The sequence below is a fragment of the Nocardiopsis ganjiahuensis DSM 45031 genome (assembly GCF_000341085.1).
In the GTDB taxonomy this organism is placed as follows: domain Bacteria; phylum Actinomycetota; class Actinomycetes; order Streptosporangiales; family Streptosporangiaceae; genus Nocardiopsis; species Nocardiopsis ganjiahuensis.
In genome coordinates this window covers 128,274-147,362 of sequence record NZ_ANBA01000016.1, presented here as the reverse complement: position 1 = coordinate 147,362, position 19,089 = coordinate 128,274, and the positions used below count along the sequence as shown (strand labels likewise).

19 protein-coding genes and 1 tRNA gene are annotated in these 19,089 nt (G+C 71.2%); 14 read left to right on the top strand and 6 right to left on the bottom strand.

Features of this window, described 5'->3' with window-relative positions; translation table 11 throughout:
• Nucleotides 1–143: 143 nt before the first annotated feature.
• Nucleotides 144–1,109: an EamA family transporter gene (locus tag D458_RS34060; RefSeq protein WP_204366915.1), complete on the bottom strand. Its 966-nt coding sequence runs from the start codon at nucleotides 1,107–1,109 to the stop codon at nucleotides 144–146.
• Nucleotides 1,110–1,709, bottom strand: coding sequence for a helix-turn-helix domain-containing protein (locus D458_RS0123255; protein ID WP_026119613.1), 600 nt, complete (start codon nucleotides 1,707–1,709; stop codon nucleotides 1,110–1,112).
• A gap of 61 nt (nucleotides 1,710–1,770) precedes the next feature.
• Here D458_RS0123255 and D458_RS34055 point away from each other — a divergent pair, with 61 nt between their 5' ends.
• The gene (locus tag D458_RS34055) at nucleotides 1,771–2,034 is read left to right on the top strand and encodes a hypothetical protein (protein ID WP_152521216.1); all 264 of its coding nucleotides are present in this window, start codon (nucleotides 1,771–1,773) and stop codon (nucleotides 2,032–2,034) included.
• A 127-nt stretch (nucleotides 2,035–2,161) separates the two neighbouring features.
• Nucleotides 2,162–3,025 (top strand): NAD(P)H-binding protein, encoded by an 864-nt coding sequence (locus D458_RS0123245; RefSeq protein ID WP_026119612.1) that lies wholly within the window; start codon nucleotides 2,162–2,164, stop codon nucleotides 3,023–3,025.
• A gap of 31 nt (nucleotides 3,026–3,056) precedes the next feature.
• On the opposite strand, the gene D458_RS0123240 is transcribed toward D458_RS0123245, so the two are convergent.
• Nucleotides 3,057–3,644, bottom strand: a complete 588-nt coding sequence (locus D458_RS0123240; protein WP_017589134.1) for a DUF998 domain-containing protein — start codon at nucleotides 3,642–3,644, stop codon at nucleotides 3,057–3,059.
• Between the two features lie 184 nt (nucleotides 3,645–3,828).
• Here D458_RS0123240 and D458_RS0123235 point away from each other — a divergent pair, with 184 nt between their 5' ends.
• The 3 genes from D458_RS0123235 to D458_RS0123225 all read left to right on the top strand — a co-directional run bounded on the left by D458_RS0123235 (nucleotide 3,829) and on the right by D458_RS0123225 (nucleotide 6,710).
• Nucleotides 3,829–4,704 carry an SRPBCC domain-containing protein gene (locus tag D458_RS0123235; RefSeq protein WP_017589133.1) on the top strand — a complete coding sequence of 292 codons (876 nt, stop codon included), beginning with the start codon at nucleotides 3,829–3,831 and terminating at the stop codon, nucleotides 4,702–4,704.
• 364 nt (nucleotides 4,705–5,068) lie between these two features.
• Complete coding sequence (iscB, locus tag D458_RS0123230) at nucleotides 5,069–6,361, top strand: RNA-guided endonuclease IscB (protein WP_040702729.1); 1,293 nt, start codon at nucleotides 5,069–5,071, stop codon at nucleotides 6,359–6,361.
• 28 nt (nucleotides 6,362–6,389) lie between these two features.
• Entirely contained in the window at nucleotides 6,390–6,710 is a 321-nt protein-coding gene (locus D458_RS0123225; RefSeq protein WP_017589131.1) for an ArsR/SmtB family transcription factor, read from the top strand.
• Here the strand turns inward: D458_RS0123225 and D458_RS0123220 are convergent.
• The 3 genes from D458_RS0123220 to D458_RS0123210 all read right to left on the bottom strand — a co-directional run bounded on the left by D458_RS0123220 (nucleotide 6,682) and on the right by D458_RS0123210 (nucleotide 9,847).
• Entirely contained in the window at nucleotides 6,682–6,924 is a 243-nt protein-coding gene (locus tag D458_RS0123220) for a hypothetical protein (RefSeq protein ID WP_017589130.1), read from the bottom strand. The genes D458_RS0123225 and D458_RS0123220 overlap by 29 nt on opposite strands.
• A gap of 123 nt (nucleotides 6,925–7,047) precedes the next feature.
• A complete protein-coding gene (locus D458_RS35735) occupies nucleotides 7,048–8,601 on the bottom strand; it encodes an endonuclease/exonuclease/phosphatase family protein (protein ID WP_017589129.1) in 1,554 nt (517 codons plus the stop codon).
• Between the two features lie 190 nt (nucleotides 8,602–8,791).
• Entirely contained in the window at nucleotides 8,792–9,847 is a 1,056-nt protein-coding gene (locus D458_RS0123210) for a LacI family DNA-binding transcriptional regulator (protein WP_040702722.1), read from the bottom strand.
• A gap of 165 nt (nucleotides 9,848–10,012) precedes the next feature.
• Between D458_RS0123210 and D458_RS0123205 the strand changes: the two genes are divergently transcribed.
• The 9 genes from D458_RS0123205 (at nucleotide 10,013) to D458_RS0123165 (ending at nucleotide 18,995) form a co-directional block, all read left to right on the top strand.
• Nucleotides 10,013–11,764 carry an HAD family hydrolase gene (locus tag D458_RS0123205; RefSeq protein ID WP_017589127.1) on the top strand — a complete coding sequence of 584 codons (1,752 nt, stop codon included), beginning with the start codon at nucleotides 10,013–10,015 and terminating at the stop codon, nucleotides 11,762–11,764.
• Between the two features lie 75 nt (nucleotides 11,765–11,839).
• Nucleotides 11,840–12,889, top strand: coding sequence for a hypothetical protein (locus tag D458_RS34045; protein ID WP_017589126.1), 1,050 nt, complete (start codon nucleotides 11,840–11,842; stop codon nucleotides 12,887–12,889).
• Nucleotides 12,886–14,640: an ABC transporter ATP-binding protein gene (locus D458_RS0123195; protein WP_017589125.1), complete on the top strand. Its 1,755-nt coding sequence runs from the start codon at nucleotides 12,886–12,888 to the stop codon at nucleotides 14,638–14,640. Before D458_RS34045 ends, D458_RS0123195 begins: the two co-directional genes overlap by 4 nt.
• A complete protein-coding gene (locus tag D458_RS38000; protein ID WP_017589124.1) occupies nucleotides 14,633–15,463 on the top strand; it encodes an energy-coupling factor transporter transmembrane component T family protein in 831 nt (276 codons plus the stop codon). Before D458_RS0123195 ends, D458_RS38000 begins: the two co-directional genes overlap by 8 nt.
• Before the next feature lie 85 nt (nucleotides 15,464–15,548).
• A tRNA-Ala gene (locus D458_RS0123185) sits at nucleotides 15,549–15,621 on the top strand.
• A 285-nt stretch (nucleotides 15,622–15,906) separates the two neighbouring features.
• Complete coding sequence (locus D458_RS0123180; protein ID WP_083936403.1) at nucleotides 15,907–16,716, top strand: alpha/beta fold hydrolase; 810 nt, start codon at nucleotides 15,907–15,909, stop codon at nucleotides 16,714–16,716.
• Nucleotides 16,717–16,793: 77 nt separating this feature from the next.
• The gene (gene glsA / locus D458_RS0123175; RefSeq protein ID WP_051049754.1) at nucleotides 16,794–18,059 is read left to right on the top strand and encodes a glutaminase A; all 1,266 of its coding nucleotides are present in this window, start codon (nucleotides 16,794–16,796) and stop codon (nucleotides 18,057–18,059) included.
• Nucleotides 18,060–18,178: 119 nt separating this feature from the next.
• Nucleotides 18,179–18,529 carry an ArsR/SmtB family transcription factor gene (locus D458_RS0123170; RefSeq protein WP_017589121.1) on the top strand — a complete coding sequence of 117 codons (351 nt, stop codon included), beginning with the start codon at nucleotides 18,179–18,181 and terminating at the stop codon, nucleotides 18,527–18,529.
• Nucleotides 18,522–18,995, top strand: coding sequence for an SRPBCC family protein (locus tag D458_RS0123165; RefSeq protein ID WP_017589120.1), 474 nt, complete (start codon nucleotides 18,522–18,524; stop codon nucleotides 18,993–18,995). Before D458_RS0123170 ends, D458_RS0123165 begins: the two co-directional genes overlap by 8 nt.
• Nucleotides 18,996–19,089: the final 94 nt, after the last annotated feature.

The window sequence follows — 19,089 nt, the reverse complement described above, 5'->3', positions numbered from 1 at the left end:
CTCTGAGACGACCCTGCTCGGGGGCCTTCGGCCTCCTCGCAGGGTCGTCTTCGTTGTGCCCTCTGGGGGGCGACCCCCAGACCCCCGGTGTGCGCTCGCTGGCGCTCGCGCACCTCGCCGCCTCTGTTCGCGCGTGGGCGCGCTCACCGGGGCGGCTCGTCTGTGGTTGAGGTGGATGGGCGGCTCTCGGTTGGACCGGTGGGCGGCCGGGGTGCCTCTTCCGGCACGGGATCGAGGGTGCGGGTGCCGCCGCGCTGTGCGGCAGCGCCGGCGACGACCACGAGGGCGATGCCGATCAGCTGCACGAGGGCGGGCATCTGACCGAGCACCAGCAGGCCGATGAGGACGCCGAAGGCCGGCTCGATGGAGAGCAGGGTCCCGAAAGCGGTGTGGGTCATCCGGCGGAGGGCGAGCATCTCGAGCCCGAACGCCACCACCGGGGTGATCAGCGCGATCCCGGCAGCGGCCAACAGCACCCACCAGGTGAAGTCGCCGCCGGCCACCTGCGGCAGCCCGAACGGCAGCGTGGCCAGCGCGGCGATCGGAATCGTCAGTGACAGGCCGCTGATCCCCGAGAACCGGTCGCCCACGCGCTGCGTGAGCACGTTGTACAGTCCCCAACACGTTCCCGCGATCAGGGCGAACCCGACCCCTGCCGCGTCGATGTCCCCGCGCCAGGGTTCCGTCAGCAGCACCACTCCGGCGAGGGCGAGCAGGGGCCAGGCCAGCGCCCTTCGGTGCCTGCTCGCCAGAGCCGCCACCGTGAGCGGGCCGAGGAACTCGATCGCGACAGCGGTGCCCAGCGGAATGCGTTCGACCGCGGCGAGGAAGAACGTCGTCATGAACCCGGTGACCGTGCCGAGCGCGAGCAGGGCGGGGAGGTCCTTCGGGCGGATCGAACGGATCGAGGGGCGCGCGATCAGCCAGAGGAGGACCGCGCCGAAGCACATTCTCAGCCAGGCCGTGCCGGCCGGGCCGACCTGCTCGACCACGCTCAGCGAGAGCGCGTTCGAGAGCTGGATGGCGAGCATCGCCGTGACCGCCATCGACCACGCCGGTACCCGGGGGGCCCTCACGGCGCGGCGCGACACGGTTGTGGAGAGAGACATTCAGCGGTGCTCCGTTCCGTGCGCCGTTCCCACCCCGGGTTCGTGGACCGTGAGTGAGAACCGGGCGGGTTCGCCGTGTCCGTTCGCATAGGAATGGGGTGTGTCCCCGAAGAAGGTCAACGCGTCGCCGGTGCCGAGTTCGTAGGACTCGTCGCCGAGCTCGACCGTGATCGCGCCCTCGAGGACGTGGAGCAGCCCCCGGGTGCCGCCGGCATGGGCTTCGCTGGAGTACCGCTCGCCCGGGGCGAGGGTCCAGTCCCAGAGCTCGACCACGTCGGGCGGCTCCGTGCCGGCCACCAGAACACCGAGGCCGCCCGACCCGCCGGTCCACAGCACGGCGCCCTCGCCGCGCCGGGTCAGTTTCGCCGACCGCGGCTCCGGGGGCTCGACCAGGGCCGGAAGCCCGACACCGAGTGCGTCGCTGAGGCGCAGCAGAGTGCCCACGCTCGGGTTCACCGACCCCTGTTCGACGCTGACGATCATGCGCCGACTCACCCCTGCGTGGGTCGCGAGCTGATCGAGGGTCCACTCACGGGCACGCCGCTCGTGCTTCACTCGGGCGCCGATCGCCCGGGCCAGCTTTTCCGCACTTGCATCCATGGGTGCACCATAGTGCACGGAACAGGCATTATTGACGCAGGGGTTCGATGGGTGCACGACCGTGCCGAACCGCTCGGCGGTCCTGAACTCGGGGGTGGCCGCGCGGCTCCAGGGCGATTCGGCTCTCCCACCGGGTGACTACAAGGTGCTGCCGGCGCTCAGCGAGGCGCCGGGGGAGCGGGGATCGAAGGCCTTCCACGACGCCACGGCCCCGCACCTGACTGCCATCCGTGAACTCTTCGTGGACGCCCTCACTCCGGAACAGGTCTCCGCCGCCGGAGAGGTCGCCGGGGCCCCGCGCGCTCACCTGGACGGGCGGGCCTGACCGCCGGGTCCCGGTGGCCCTGTTGAGGGTTTTCCCGAGAATTCTCCTTTGTTTATGGAAAAAGCCCCTACATATGGTTCAAGGATATATTTGAAGGGATCGGACCACGGGGTGCAGGGGGTGCGGAGTGCGGATTCTGGTGACCGGGTCGAGCGGGAACGTCGGCCGACTGGTGCTGCGAGGGTTGGTCGGGTCGGGGGCCGAGGTGCGGGCGCTCTCCCGGCGCGGACGGGACGACCTGCCGGAAGGGGTCGAGGGGGTGGTCGGTGACCTCGGGTCGCCGAAAACCCTCGGAGACGCGCTGAAAGGGGTCGACCGGGTGTTTCTGTTCCCCGTTCCTGAAACGGCGGAAAGCGTGGTCGAAAGGGCGCGGGCGGCCGGTGTCTCCAGGATCGTGACGCTCTCGTCGGGTGCCGTCACCAACGGGTTCGACACCGATTTCCACCTCCCGGTCGAACAGGCGGTGGAGGCCTCCGGGACGGAGTGGACCCACGTGCGCCCGGGGGAGTTCGCGCTGAACAAGCTCTGGCTGTGGGGTCCCTCGATCAGAGCGGAACGGGTGGTCCGGGAACCCGAACCGGAGGCCGCCTGGTATCCGGTCCACGAACGGGACATCGCCGACGTCGCGACCGAGGCCCTGCTCGGCGAGGGGCACACGGGCAGGGCCTACACCCTCAACGGGCCCGAGCTCGTCAGCCGGCGGGAGCAGGTCGCCGCGATCGCCGAGGCGATCGGTGAACCGGTGCGCGTCGACGTCGTCGAACCCCGGATCGCCAGGGAGCACTACCTCGCTCAAGGGGGGTTCGCGGCGGAGAACGCCGACTTCCTCCTGGGGTTCGAGGACTACTCCGGGGGCGAGGCGGACCCAGAGGAGCTCGAAGGGGTCGATGCGGTGGCCCCGGGCCCCGTGCCCACGTCGGAGGAGGTCACCGGGCGGCCCGCGCGCACGTTCCGTGAGTGGGCGTGCGACCACGCGGCCGACTTCCGGTAGCGCCGGCCCTCCGGGGCGCGGCGGCGAGGGCTCAGACGGTTCCGAGGGCGAACAGTGCGCCGAGCCAGGCCAGGCCGAGGATGATCGTCACGCGTTGGACCAGCCCCGCGTAGGGGGAGTCCTTCTCCCAGAGGGCGCCGAAGGAGCCGCTGGCCACCGCGGCCGCCGCGGCGACGATCCCCGACCCCCACCTCCAGAGCGGGTCGTCGAGCGCGAACACCGCGATCAGAGGGGTGAGGGGCAACAGCAGGAAGACCACCGCGCCCGCCCGGTCGTGGAGCCGGTGCGCTCGGGACTGGTCCTGCGGGGTCCCGTCGGGTGTGCCGGGCGGATAGCCGCGCATCGGATCCATGCGGAACACGCCCGAGGCCACCAGCGCGAGGCCGAGTGCTCCCACCGCGACGGCCAGGAAGGGGTGGGGGAGGGCGAACGCCCCCGCCGTGACCAGCAGGCCGCACACGACGAAGTTGGTGGTCTGCACCCATCCGCGTGAGCCGAGGGCCAGGGCACTGACCGGCTGCCGGGCCGGGTGGTAGCCCGGCCGGGTGAGCCCGTCCGCCAGGAAGACGACGATGAACAGCCAGGCGCCGGCGGCACCCGACCACAGCAGGAGTGTCACAGCTGGCGCTTCCTGTCGGGTTCGGTCCGGATGGCCTGATCCTAGGTCGATCGGACTGCTTTTCGCAAGGTGTGCGTGACCCGTGACTGTCCGGGGTGATTTTCCGATTTCTGTGCAACCCATGGGTTGCAGCAAGATCGGAGAAGTGCAACCATGGGGTTGCAATCAAGGAAGGGAGACGGTCATGGTCGAGGACCGGATCGAACGACAGCTGGACATCGACGCCACGGCGGACCGGGTCTGGGGCCTGGTGTCGCGGCCGGGATGGTTCGTCAACGACGGACGCGTGGTCGACCACCGGATCGAGGAGGTGGATGAGGGCGTGCACCTCGTGCACGACCCCACCCACGGCGCGTTCCGGATCCGAACCGAGAAGCTCGACCCCCCGCGCTACGCCGCGTTCCGCTGGATCGGCGGCGAGAGGGACCAGTACATGGACGAACGCTCCACCCTGGTCGAGTTCTGGATCGACGAACGGTCCGGCGGGGTGACGCTCAGGGTGGCGGAGAGCGGGTTCGCGGGGCTCAGCATCACCGAGGAGGAGCGCCGTCGCCAGGTGGCGGACAACACCGAGGGCTGGGAGATCGAACTCGCCGCTGCGCGCAGCCTCCTCGACCCGCTGACGGTCGAGCGCACCGTGCACGTCGACGCCGCTCCGGAACGGCTCTGGGAGGTCCTGACCACACCGAAGCACTTCGCCGCCTGGTACGCCTTCGACGGGGCCGACTTCGAGGCCCGAGAGGGAGCGCCCATGGAACTGCGGTGGGCCGAGCACGGCTCGTTCCGGGGCAGGGTCGTGGAAGTGGAGGCGCCCCGGCGGTTCGCCTACCGGATCGCCATGGAACCCGACACCGACCCCGGGGAGGGTGACAGCACCCTGGTGACCTTCGAGGTCAAGGCGTCCGGGACCGGGGCCCTGCTCACGGTCACCCAGGTCGGGTTCGACGTCCTGGCCGAACACTTCGGTGCGGCGGCGGACAACGCCGCCGCGGAGGACGAGGGCTGGGGCGGCGGCCTCGCCACCCTCGTCGACCAGCTGGCCGAGACCCAGAGGAGATGAGGTGGTAAAGGGATCCCGGGCCTGAAGGCCCGGGCTTTCAGCGCACATGGCTGAGGGCCGCCTTTACCAGCACCAGCCATCACCTTCGAAGGAGGTGACCTTGATGGCTACGTTCCGCGTAGGACCAAAGACCCACCCTGGCGTGCTTCCTCAGCGCCAGGCCCTGGAATCGGAGTCAGCAGACACGCCCCGGATCGGGCACGAATCGGGACTCCGACACCGCCGCCAGGCGGTACCCGGCGCGGACCATGTGCGAGGGGAGACCAGACCCGCTTCACCTAGCGGTTCCGGCGTCACTCCCAACCCTGTTGGGAAGCAGGGCCGTGAGGCCCACACCAGACAGACCGATCCATACGTATTCGTCCTGGACAAGAACCACATCCCCCTCCAGCCGTGCCCGCCGGCTCGGGCCCGCAAGCTGTTGACCAAGAAACGTGCCGTGGTGGCCCGGCACACCCCCTTCACGATCCGCCTCACCGACCGCACCGCCGCAGAATCCGAGATCGACGGGGTCGAGATCGGGATCGATCCGGGCTCCAAGCACACCGGCATCGCCCTGTTCACCCACCGGGCGGGGGAGCGCCGGGGCCGGTACGCCCTGCAGTTGGACCACCGGGGCGCGCAGATCAAGAAGAAACTCGGCCAGCGCGCGGGTTACCGGCGGCGGCGCCGCAGCGCGAACCTGCGCCACCGGTCCCCGCGGTTCTCCAACCGCGCCCGCCCCCGGGGGTGGTTGGCCCCCTCACTGCGGCACCGGGTGGAGACCACTCTTGGCTGGGTGGAGCGGCTGTGTCGGTGGGTGCCGGTCCGTGCCGTGCATGTGGAGCGCCTCGCCTTCGACACCCACGCCCTCTCCGCTGGGAAACCCTTGGAGGGCGCGCAGTACCAACAGGGCACCCTGGCCGGGTACGAGGTGCGTGAGTACCTGCTGGCCAAGTTCAACCGGGCCTGTGTGTACTGCGGCATCACAAACGTGCCGTTGAACCTCGACCATGTGTATCCCCGCTCGCGGACCGGGTCGGATCGGGTGTCCAACCTGGTGCTGGCGTGCGTGCCCTGCAACCAGACCAAAGCAGACCGGTCTGTGGAGGAGTTCGCTCCCAAGGCCGCCGCGCGAATCTTGGCCCAGGCCAAAGCCCCGCTGCGTGATGCGGCCGCTGCGCAGTCCACCCGGTGGGCGCTCTGGCAGGCGTTGGACCAGCGCCTGCCCACCCGTGTGGGCTCGGGTGGGCGCACCAAGTTCAACCGCGACCGCAACCAGCTGCCCAAGACTCACACCCTGGACGCCCTGGCTGTGGGCAAGGTCGAGGCCATCACCCAGACTGTGGCCCGGGTGCTGGTCGCCGGGTGCGCGGGCCGGGGCCGGTACGCACGCACCACACCGGACCGGTACGGGTTCCCGCGGCTGCGTGCGGCCCGCCGCAAGCAGTACTTCTCCTTCGCCACCGGAGACCTGGTCCGCGCCGTCGTTCCTTCTGGGAAACGTGCGGGCACCCATACCGGGCGTGTCCTTGTGCGGGCCAGGGGGAGCTTCGACATCACCACCGGTCATGGACGTCAGGCCGGGATCAACCACAAACACATTCGTCTGCTCCAACGCGCAGACGGCTACGCCTACACCTTCCGGAAGGAGGAGGGCGTTTCCTCCCGGCCCTGAAGGGGCCGGGCTTCCACGCCCAAAAAACATGGTGAACACCGCATTGCCCCCGGTCTTCGCGGCGCTCGGCGACGACACCCGGTGGAGCATCCTGGTCCGGCTCGGGAGGGAGCCCGCCTCCGCCTCGGAGCTGGCCCGGGAACTGCCCGTCTCCCGGCAGGCGATCGTGAAGCACCTCGAGATCCTGCGCACGGTCGGGCTGGTGCGCACACGGCGCAGCGGCCGGGCGGTGGTTCACGAAGTGGACGGCGTCCGCCTCGACGAGGTCGGACAGGACCTGCGCGGTATCGCCGCCGCCTGGGACCGCCGGCTGGAGGGGATCAGGTCGATCGCGGAGGGCCAGGACTGAACGAACCTTCGGCGCGCTCCCGCTCGTTGACGAAGGCCACGAGCTCGGGGTCGTCCGAGGTCAACCGGTCCACCTCCGTGCCGCCGTCGCAGGTGCGCATCGACACCGTCACCGCGGTGGCGGTGCGCGCCACCACCTCCCACAGCGCACCGTGCTCCTCCCACCGCCGCAGAGCGGCGACGTGCGGGTTCGGAGGGCGGTCGTCGTGGGCCACAGCGGTCTTCCTCTCCTGCGGGTGAACCCCCTCGGCACCTGGGCGACCAGGGCCTGGGGGACCAGGATACGAGAGGGTGCCGGACCCTCTCCGGCCGTTCGGAGAGGATCCGGCAGCGGGCCGCTACGACGTCGAGGAGGGGAGGGCGTAGAAGGTGAGCACCGCCGCGTGGTCGGTGGTCCACTCGTTGTCCGCGTGCCCCGGGACGGGGGCGGGGTCTCCGACGACCAGGTCGTGCGACTCCAGCACCGTGAGGTCGCCGGCGTGGTAGACGAAGTCGATCCGGTCCTGGGGCTCCTCGCGGCCGGTCGACCCCTCGTGGAACGGGTACAGCGGAGACCAGGTGTTCCCCGGGGCGGCCGCCGGATCCGGGTGGGCCGCACGGTAGGAGTCCGTCAGCCCCGCTTCGGTCGGCAGCACCGAGGTCGGCCAGGGCACGTCGGCGTATCCGCAGTTCTTTTCGCGCAGCTCCTCGGTCCAGTCCAGGTGCGAGGGCGCGTTGAAGTCACCCACGAGCAGTACGGGGACCTCGTCGGCCGCGTCGACCTGGTCGGACATCGCGGCGAGGGTGTCGGTGATCTGCGGTGTGCGGCCCGACTCGGCCTCGCGCTCCAGGACCCGCTCCGCGTCCATCCCGTCGAAGCAGAAGTCGTAGGGACCGTACGGGGTGTACCCCAGGTGCACGTTCCACAGGTTGACCTGGGACTCCTCGCCGTCGAGCTCGATCCGCACCCCGCCGGAGGCGTTGACCTCGCCGTACTCCTGCGCGATCGGGTACCGGCTGATCACACCGAGGCTGCCCGAACCCTGCCAGTGGTACCAGCCCAGGGCCTCGGCCAGCCGGGTGGCGTGCGTGCCCTGCGTCTCCTGGAGCCCGACCACGTCGGCGCCGCTCTCCAGCAGGAACCGCACCTGCTTCTCGTGGTAGCCGGTGATCTGGGTGCCGCCGTGCCAGGTGTTGAGGCTCATGACCCCCAGTTCGTCGACGAGCGGCTGGTTGTGGCGGCGCACGGGGACGGTCACGGCCAGGCGCGCCGTGGAACCGTCCGAACCGGTCGCCTCCACGGTCACCCGGGCCGAGGCGCGGTCGGGACGGGACACCCCCGGCGGGGTCTGCCGTTCGGCCGAGGTCCGCGGGGTGCCCGAGAGGGTGCCCTCCGGCGACACCTGGACCCAGTCGTCCCCGCTGACCTTGCCGAACTCCGTCTCCGAGTCGCCGCCCGAGACCAGACCGCCCAGGCTCGCCTCGTAGGGCTGTCCCTGGCGGGCGTTGTGCAGGGTGACCTCCTCCACGGGGAAGGAGACCGGGCCCTCGGCGGCGAGCTCCACCTCGACCGGTTCGGACAGCCACTCGTAACCGTCGCGCGCCAGGTAGAAGGCGGTGTAGGAACCGGGCTCCAGGGAGTCGGCCGACAGCCGCACGGTCCCCTCCGCCTCCGGCGCGTACTCCCAGACCAGGGACGGGGCGACGTACTCCTCGTCCACGGGGCCGCCGCCCGAGGCGCGGTACAGGCCGATCCAGTTGGCGGGATCCGGGTCGGGGGTGGAGTAGGCGAAGGTGAACTCCTCACCGTCGGCCAGGGAGAGGGTGCCCTGTGGGGCCGCGGACACGGGGAACGCGCCCAGGGCGAGGAGGAGTGCGGTGAGCACCGTCGGGATCAGGAAACGGACACGCATGCCGGGGGAGGCCTCTCGTTCGGGGGACTTCGGGCTGTTTCTTTTCTGGGCCGAGGGTCAAGCCACCTTCCGGTACCCCGGAAACAGGTGTGTCCAACCCCGGGGGACCCCGACTGAAGGTGTGGTGAACAGCCTGCCCGCGCGCTCCCCGGTCTCGCTCATCGCCGTCTCCGGCGCCGTACGAGCAAGATCATCGTGGTCGGGGCGGGGCGGTGGAAGCACGGACGACCAGGTCCGGGGTGAGGACCTCGTGGCGGTCCTCGACCCGGCCCCCCAGCCGCTCCAGCAGCAGCCCGGTGGCCAGCCGCCCCATCACCAGGCGCGGCTGGTCCACGCTGGTCAGCCGGGGCCGGACGGTCTCGGCCAGCGACGTGTTGTCGTAGCCCACCACCGAAACCCCTCCCGGGGCGGGCCGACCGGCCTCGTGGGCGCGGTCGAGCACGGCCAGGGCGGCGAGGTCGTTGGTGGCGAACACGGCGGTGGGCCCGGTGGCGAGCAGCTCGGCCGCGGCCCGCTCCCGGGATCCGGCCCCTCCGGTGCCGGAGTCCGTTCCGTGGTCGGAGCCGCCTCCGACCCCGCGGACGGTGGTGTGGGCGGCCAATCCCAGATTCCGCATCGTCTCCCGGTAACCGGCCTCGCGGGCCCGTGAGGCCGGACGGCCGCTCCCCGCCAGGTGCGCGATCCGCTCGTGGCCCAGTTCCGCCAGATGCCGTACCGCCGCCTCGGCGCCGGCCCGGTCGTCGTTGGCGACGGTGTCCACCCCCGGGGCCGGGGTTTCGGGTCGGCCCACCATCACCACGGGGACGCGCCGTGCCGCGGCCGCCAACACCTGCGGCTCCGGCCAGGAGCTGACCACCACCACACCGTCCACGTTGAGCTGGAGCAGCGCGTCCAGCTGCCGGGCCAGCCGGGCCCGGTCGCGCCGCCCGTGCGCCAACAGCACCGTGAACCCGCGCTCCTCCGCGGCCTCCTCCACCCCGGAGACGACCTCGGTGTGGTAGGGGTTGGCCAGGTCGGTCAGGAGCACGCCCAGGAGCATGGTGCGCCCCTGCACCAGCCCGCGCGCCAGGGTGTTGGACCGGTAGCCGAGCCGCTCGGCGGCGTCGAGGATGCGTGCGCTGGTCGCCGCGCTCACCCCGTGGTCGCCGCGCAGGGCCAGCGACACCAGGGACTTGGACACCCCGGCGGCAGCCGCCACGTCCACGATGGTCGGGCGCGGCGCGCGCCCCTCTTCACGTCTGCTCACACGGACATTGTGGCGTGGGGACGGCGGTGGGGAACAAGCGGGGAGCACCCGAATCTGGAACGTTCCAGATTCGTTTCCCGAACCGCCACCCGAGGGTCCCCCGGAGGCCGGGGCCCGTGCCTAGCGTCACCGGTGAACACGGATCCCACCGGCAGGAGAGCCCCCTTGGACACGTCCCCGCTCCGGCACCGCCCCGACGCACTCCTCCTGGACTTCGGCGGCGTCGTCTTCCAGACCCGCAAACGCCCCGAAGGGCGTACGGAGGCCGCCCACCACCTGCACCGGGTCCTGGCCCGGGCCGGTCACCACGTCGATCCGGACCTGCTGCGCGGCTCCCTGGACGCGGGGCTGGCAGCGCTCAAGGACTGGAAGAACGCCGCGGGCCGCCGCCGCACCCCCGCCGAGCTCGACCACCGCACCATCTGGACGGACTTCCTCGCCTCCGACCTCGACGATCGCGCCCGGGAGATCCTCGCGGGCAGCGCCGCCGAGCTCCTCGCCGACATGTCGCCCCTGATCTCCGAACACGAGGTCCGCCCCGGGGTGCGCGAACTCCTGGCCGCAGCCGGGACCCTCGGGGTGCGCGCCGGCATCGTCTCCAACGCCCACTCCGGCCGCTCACACCGTCGCATCCTCCGCGAGGCCGGGCTGGAGGACCGGTTCGGCGTGCAGGTCTACTCCGACGAGGTCGGCATCCGCAAGCCCCACCCGGAGATGATCGCCCTCGCCGCCCGCGCGCTCGGCACCGTCCCGGAGCGCTGCTGGTACGTGGGAGACACCCAGGACCGCGACGTCGTCGCCGGCCGCCGGGCCGGCACCGGAGCGGTGATCCTCACCCGCCACCACCACACCGACACCCCGCCCTATCCCGTCCGCGAGCGCGCCGACGCCGTCTTCGACACCCCCGAGGGCCTGGTCGTCCCGCTGCTGCACAGCTTCCCCGCCGAGCCCGGTGCGGGTCCCGATCCCGAAGCCGGGCCCGCCTCCGCACCCGGGCCCGCCTCCGGGGCCGAAGCAGGAGGCACGGCCGGGGGAAGCGGCTCCGCGCAGCCGGTTCCCGAACCCCGGACGGTCCCCGAACCCCCGCGGGTCCCGCGCCCCCGGCGGGCTCCCGCCGCACTCCTCCTCGACCAGGGCGGCGTGATCGCCCGCTCCACCGCGACCCCCGACGCCCAGCGCGACTTCGCCCGGAGCCTGGCCGTCCGCCTGGACCGCGCCGGGTACGCCGCCACCACCGACACCGTCCTCGCGCTGGTGCTGTCCGGGCGCGACCGCTACCGGGCCTGGAAGGCCGCCCACCCCGAGGACGGCCCGATCCCCGAGATCACCCCGCGCCGGTTCTGGTTCGACATGGTCGGCCACGGCCTGCCGCCCCGCGCCCGAGCGTTCCTGCTCGCCGAGTCCGCCGAACTCACCCTCGAGTACGCCCGCTCCAAGAGCCACGCCACCCTGCGTTCCGGCGTGCGCGAGGTCCTGGAGTTCTGCGCCGGGAACGGCGTCCCCGTCGGCATCGTGTCCAACACCGTGTGCGGCCGGGCCGTCCGGGAGGAACTCGACCGCTTCGACGTCCTCCACCTGGTCGGCGCCCACGTCTACTCCGACGAACTGGGCCGCCGCAAACCCGACCCCGCAACGGTCCGTGCCGCCACCACCGCCCTGGGCGTGTCCGCCGCGGACTGCTGGTTCGTCGGGGACAAACCCTGGCGTGACACCGCCGCCGCCCACCGGGCGGGTGTCGGCGTGTCGGTGATCGTCCGCGGCGGCTCCGCCTCCGACGAGCAGATCGACGCCGCTCTGACCGGCCCCGCGGACCTGCGTCCCACCCACGTCATCGACGAGACGGGCGACCTGCTCGGCCTGTGGACGGACACCCCCGCACCGCTGACCGACTCCGAGCCGGTGCCCTCGACACCCTGAACCACGCCGCCCCGAACCGCACCGCCCCGAAACCCGCTCCCCGCCCCACCCATCGCTCCGGCGAAAGGCGCCCCCATGGCCGACTCCCCCCGTTCCTCCGAACACCTCTCATCCGACGTCACCCGGCGCTCCGGTCCGCCCGAGCTCACCTCGGCCCAGAAGCTGATGGTGTTCGTGCTCTCCATGACCCTCTTCGGCCTGGCCAACATCGTCACCGAGGTCATCCCCGACCTCCAGGTCGGGCCGGTCACCCTCAAGGTCTCCTACCTGGCCTTCGTGCCCGTCGTCATCGCCGCTCTGTTCCACCCGCTCTACGCGGCTCTGGGCGCTCCGCTCGGCGAGATCGTCTTCGTCGACCTGCTCATGGGCGACTTCTCCGGAATCGGCGAGCTGGAGGGCTACCTGCAGATGTTCCTCGGCATCTACGTCGCCGGCTGCCTGGTCCGGAACCCGCGCAGCCGCGCCCAGCTCTTCGCGGCCGGACTCACGGTCGTGGTCATCGACAAGATGCTCTCCGCCATCGTCGACATCGCCAAGGTGTGGGTGGGAGTGGACGACGCCGAGTTCGTGCCCGGCCTGCCGCAGTCGATCCTCCTGCTGGAGGGGATCGGCTTCGCCGTCGCGCTGCTGATCAGCGGCCTCCTCTTCGGGGCCCTGCCCGCGATGGCGCTGGCCCCGCGCCTGTACGGCAAGATCGAGCCCCTCCTCGGCATGGCCCCGCGCGACCCGCGACACCCCCTTCCGCTCGCGGAGCGCGGGACCGGGGCCTTCATCCTGCTCGCCCTCTTCCTCTCCTTCGTCGCGATGATCGCCGCCTTCACCTCGGACATCTTCGGCAACTTCGGTGTCTGGGAACCCGACTTCATCGAGCAGTACGGAGCCCGGTTCCTGTGGATCGGGGTGTCCGCGGCGCTCATCGTGCTCGTCGCCGCGGTCGTCACCGTCCGGTTCGTCGCCGCCTCGCGCCGCGGCCGCGCCGCCCAGGGCCGGGACACCGGCACCCGGTCCACTGCCCCTGAGGCCCCTGAGACCCCCGACACCCGGGCCCCCGAGCCCCGGAAGACAGGGGCCCAGAACGCAGGGACCCGGAACGCAGGGACGCGGAACACCGGGGAGCGGGAATGACCGACATCCCCCGCCCCGGATCCGCCCCCGCCATCGAGGTCGAGGCGCTCTCCTTCCGCTACCCGGGCGCCGACCGCGACTCGCTCACCGGCGTGGACCTGCGGATCGAACACGGCGACTTCACCGCGGTGGTCGGCGGCAACGGCTCCGGCAAGACCACCCTGTGCAAGACCTTCAACGGCCTGGTCCCGCACTACTGGTCGGGGACCTTCGACGGGGCCGTCCGAGTGAGGGGGCAGGACACCCGGGACCGCTCCGTCGGCGCCCTCTCCCACCAGGTCGGCTACGTCTACCAGGACTTCGGCAACCAGCTGGTCCGCCCCACCGTCCGCGACGAGGTCTCCTTCGCCCCGGTCAACTTCGGTCTCGCCGACCACCGGGAACGCACCGACGAGGCCATGGAGCTGCTCGGCGTCACCCACCTCGCCGACCGCTTCACCTGGCAGCTCTCCGGCGGCCAGCAGCACCTGGTCGCCCTCGCGGCGGTCATGGCCCTGCGCCCGGAGGTCGTGGTCGTGGACGAACCCGTCGCCGAACTCGACCCCGCCCACGCCGACGGCATCTACGCGGCTCTCACCGACCTCAACACCCGGCTCGGCACCACCGTGATCGTCATCGAGCACCACGCCGAGTACGTCGCCCGGCACGCCCGGTCGGTCGTGCTCATGGCCGACGGGGCGCCCGTGTGGCACCTGCCGGTCCGGGAGGCCATGGAACGCGTCGATGAACTCGAACGGCACGGCATCCCCGCGCCCCAGGTCGTCCAGGCCACCCGGAGCCTCGCGCCGTGGGCGCCGGTCCCGCTCACCGTGGAGGAGGCCGCCGCGCACCTGAGCGCACACGCTTGCGAGGACCGCCCCGAACCCGACCGGCCCTCCGAGCCGGCTCCGTCAGCCCGGGCGGTCGCACCGGCCGGATCCCGCGGGGCCCCCGTCGCCCGGATGACCGGGGTCAGGCACGGCTACAGGGAGGTCGGCGGGGACCTCGCCGTCGTCCTGCACGACCTCGACCTGACCCTGTACGACGGTGAGCGCGTCGCCCTCGTCGGCGGCAACGGCGCCGGGAAGTCCACGCTCATGCGGCTCTTCACCGGCCTCAAAGTGCCCCGGGAGGGCACCGTCCGGGTCGGCGGCACCGACACCCGCACCGTCCGACCCGCGGCCCTCGCCGACCAGGTCTGCTACCTCTACCAACGCCCCGAACAGATGTTCCTCAAGGACAACGTGCGCGAGGACGTGGCCATGTTCCCGAGAGGGCGCGGGCGCCCCGACACCGACACCCTCGTCACCGACGTCCTGGACCGGGTCGACCTCACCGGCCTAGCCCACCGCGACGGCCGCCTCCTCTCCGGCGGCCAGCAGCGCCGCGCCACCCTCGCCATCGGCCTCGCCATGCGCCCCGCGCTGCTCCTCCTCGACGAACCCACCTCCAGCCTCGACACCGCCAGCCGCGACGCCGTCATCGCCATGCTCGACGCCCTCGCCGACACCATCCGCTGCACCGTGGTGGCCACCCACGACATGCACCTGGTCGCCGAATGGGCCCAACGCGTCCTCGTCCTCGACCAGGGGCGCGTCGTCGCCGACACCACACCCGCCGAGCTCTTCGCCGACCCCGGACTCATGTCCGCGGTCGGCCTCGTCGCACCCCAGATCACCCGCCTGGGGCTCCACCTGGGCCTCAACCCGCCGCCCCTGACCGTCAGCGAGCTCCTCGACCGACACCGGACCACTCGGAGGACGCGTGCGTAAGGAACGAGACGGAATCTCCGTCGAGTGGGTCAAACTCGAACTGCTCCGCACCGCCTACGCCACCCGGGGCGGCATGCTCGCCGCCCGCGACCCCCGGTTCGTCATCGGCTGGTACCTGATCTTCGCGGTCGTCCCCTGGTTCACCCACAACATCACCGTGCTGGCCGCGCTCTTCACCGTCTGCGCCGCCGCCGTCGTTCTCAGCCGGGTCGGGCCGCTGATCCTCGGCCTGTTCGTCATCGGGTTCGTCGTCGAAAGCCTCTACGTCCTCTTCGCCGCCTGGTTCTTCGGCGGAGACCTCACCACCGTCCTCGCCCTCGTCGAACTCACCCTCAAACTCGCCACCATCAGCCTGGCCAGCATGGCCGCCTTCGTCTCCCTCGACCCCGAGAAGCTCTCCGACGGACTCCTCAGCCTGCACGCCCCCGCCATGCTCAGCTTCGGAGTCAGCTACGGCTACCGGATGCTCCCCGTCCTCATGGAGGAGTTCCACACCGTCGTCGACGGCCACCGCCTCCGCGCCGCGCCCCTGACCGACAAGGGCTTCCTCGGCTGGCGCGCCGTCGTCCGCACCGCCACGACCCTCGTCCAGGCCTTCTACCCCCTCATGCTCAACACCGCCAAACGCACCCGCACCACCGTCGAAGCCCTCGAAACCAAGGGCTTCACCTACGCCGCCGAGCACCCCGACGGCCGCCGCATCCGCCTCGCGCACCTGCGCGCCGACCGCTGGGACCACCTGCTGATCATCGGCACCCTCCTCCTCGTGGCCGCGAGCTTCGCCCTCGGCCAGGCCTACCCCCTCCACGGCGGAGTGCGCTGACGGAAGGTGTGGGGCGCCCGACACGAACGTTGGTCGTCCCACTCCTCCACATCCGATAGACTCATACCGTTGCCGCAAGGCACACGGGGCTATGGCGCAGTTGGTAGCGCGCCTCCATGGCATGGAGGAGGTCTGGGGTTCGAATCCCCATAGCTCCACTTCTCTCCGAAACGACCTTGCTCGGGGGACTTCGTCCTCCTCGCCAGGTCGTTTCGTCGTTTCTCCGGGGGGACGCCCCCCGAACCCCCGATGTGCGCTCGTCGGCGCTCACGCACCTCGCCGCCCCTTCTCGCAGGCGGGCGACTTTCGGTCCGACCGGTGGGCGGCCGGGCTTCGAATCGGTTACCGCCTCTGTTCGGGGTCTTCGTCCGTGTCATGCCATCGGTTCCCGCCTCGCTGTTGTTAGCGTCTGTTGCCCCGGTGGACGGTGAGAAGGTGGAGGGATGGCGGAATTCAGGCGTGTTCCCGTGAACGGGACCGAGCTGGAGGTGGCCGACTGGGGAACCGGGGAACCCTTGTTGTTCGTGCAGACCGCGCTCATGGCCGATGAGTTCCTGCCACTGGCCGAAGACGCCGCACTGCGTGAGGGCTACCGCAAGGTCCTTTACCACCGACGCGGATACGCGGGCAGCGCCCCGGCGCGGGGGAGCGGCTCGGTCGAGCGCGACGCACGGGACTGTGCCGCCCTGATGACAGGCCTGGGGATCGAACGGGCCCACATCCTGGGTGGTTCCTACGCAGGCGCGGTCGCCCTGCAAACGGCGGTCGACTCGCCTGACCGCGTGCACAGCCTCGTCCTACTGGAACCCCCGCCGACGATCACCTTCCGGGCACCCGAGTTCCGTGCCGCCGTCGAGCGGATGGTCCAGGACAGTGGGGAACGCGGCCCGTCCGCGGCTCTGGCGGAGTTCCTCGACACCTTCGGATGGAGTACGGACTTCCTGGAGTCCTCGGTCCCGGGCTCCTCCCGACAGGTGGAACGGGACGCGGCCACCTTCTTCGGCACGGACCTTCCTGCCCTGCTCACCTGGCGCTTCGGCCTTGAGGACGCCCGCCGCGTCCGCTGTCCCGTCCTGCACCTCGGTGGAGCGGAGAGCGGCCCCTACTTCGCCGAGGTCCGCGAGGCCGTGCGCCGCTGGTTCCCCGGAGCCGGGGACGTCGTGATCCCGGGCGCGGACCACGCTATGGCCTGCACACACCCGAGCGCGGTCGGATCGGCCGTCGCCTCCTTCCTGAGCCGTCATCCGATGTAGCCCGTGAGGGCGCACACCTGGCCCGCTCGGGGGTATCGCCTGATCAGAGACGCTCTTCCCCTTCCTAGACTGGCCGCATGGAGTACGCCGTGAATGGACAACCGACCGGAGGACCCGAAGCGGGCGAGGACTGGGAGGCAGGCGAGAACAGCCCTGTCCTCCAGGTGCTGGAGAAGATCCGCGAGGAGGCCACCGGTCTTTCCGGCGGGTTGGTGGCGGACTACATCCCCGAACTCGCGCACGCGGACCCGGAGACCTTCGGGATCGCGGCGGTCAGCGCCCACGGCCGCTCCTACTGCGTCGGTGACGCCGAGCACGCCTTCACCCTCCAGTCGATCTCCAAGCCCTTCGTCTACGCGATCGCCGTGGAACAGCTGGGGCTCGACCGGGTGCACGAGCACGTGGGTGCCGAGCCCAGCGGGGAGCCGTTCAACGCGATCAGCCTCGACGAGCGGGGACGCCCCGAGAACCCGATGATCAACGCCGGCGCCATCGTGACCACCTCGCTGGTGGAGAGCGGGTCTCCGGAGGGGCGTTTCGAGCGCATCCGCTCGGTGCTCTCCGCGTTCGCCGGGCGTGAGCTCGGTGTCGACGAGAGCGTGTACCGCTCGGAGGCGGAGACCGGCCACCGCAACCGGGCCCTCGGGTACCTGAGCCTGGCCGGCGGTGTGCTGGTGGGCCCGGTGGAGGCGGCGGTACAGGACTACTTCCGGCAGTGCGCCGTCAGTGTCACCGTGCGGGACCTGGCCGCCATGGCCGCCACCCTGGCCGTCGGCGGGGTCAACCCGGTCACCGGGGAGCGGGTCGTCTCCCAGCGCACCGCCCGGCACACCCTGTCCATCATGTCCAGCTGCGGGATGTACGACCGGGCCGGGGAGTGGGGGCTGCGCGTGGGCATCCCCGCGAAGAGCGGGGTGAGCGGCGGCATCCTCGCCGCGGCGCCGGGGGCGTTCGGGGTCGGGGTGTTCAGCCCGCCGCTGGACGACGCGGGCAACAGCGTGCGCGGGGTGGCCGCCCTGGAGCGGCTGTCCGACGACTACGACCTGCACATGCTCCAGATGCCCGCGAAGCCGCCGTCTCCGGTGCACAGCGTGACCCGGGACGGCAGCACCCTCGAGGTCCGGCTGCGGGGCGAGATCGACTTCCTCGCCGCCGAACAGGTGGTGTCCCGGCTGGCGGAGGCGATCGACGACGCCCGCGTCAGCTCCGTCAGCGTCGCCCTGGAACGGGTCTCCGGGCTCAGCGACGCGGCCCGGTCCCTGTTGGCCGCCGAGATCACCGAGCTGGAGGACGCGGGCGTGGACGCCACGGTCAGCGATCCCCGGGGCGTGCGCCGCCGCTGACCGCCTCGGCGGGAGTGCCGAACCGGCTCGGGGAACTTCTCGCGCACTCCCTTGACGGGGTGATACCCGAGGCGCATAATCAACCTATCGGTTGATCAACTGGAAGGTTGAATAAGGAGATGGCGAACGACTCGCTCAGTCTCGCCTTCGCCGCGCTGGCGGATCCGACCCGTCGGGCGATCCTCGCCCGGCTGGCCGGGGGAGAGGCGACCGTCAACGAACTGGCGGAACCGTTCGACATCAGCCTCCAGGCGGTCTCCAAACACCTGAAGGTCCTGGAGAGGGCCGGCCTCATCACCCGGGGGCGTGACGCCCAGTGGCGGCCCTGCCGTTTGGAGACCGCTCCGTTGGAGCAGGTCAACGAGTGGATCGGCCGTTACCGGGACCAGTGGGAGGGGCGCTTCGCCCGCCTGGACGAGGAGCTACGCAGGATCCGGAGCAGCACTGAGGGAGAGAAGAACCATGAGTGATCTCAAGGTCGTCGCCGAACCCGGACGACAGGACATCCTCATCACCCGCACCTTCGACGCACCGCGCGAACTGGTCTGGCGCGCGCTGACCGAACCCGCGCTCCAGGCCCGCTGGTTCGGTCTGGACGAGACGTCCACCGAGGTGGAGCCCACCGAGGTCCGTACCGGCACCCCCTGGCGGGTCGTCGAGAAGACCGGGAACGGCGAGACCTTCGCCTTCCGCGGCGTCCACCACGACGTCCAGAGGCCCGAACGGATCGTGCGCACCTTCGAGTTCGAGGGCATGCCCGGCCACGTCTCCCTGGAGACCCTCACCCTGGAGGAAGCCGACGGCCGCACCGAGTACCGTGTCGTCGCCCTCTTCCAGTCGGTCCAGGACCGGGACGGCATGGTCGCCTCCGGTATGGAGTCGGGGATGGCGCAGTCCTTCGACAAGCTGGAGAAGCTGCTTCCCTCCCTGGGCTGACCGCCGCCTCCGTCCCGGGCCGACGACCGCGGAGGCCCGGGACTCGGCCTGTGGACAACGCCGAAGCTGTCGTCACCGGCGGGTACTGTCGATC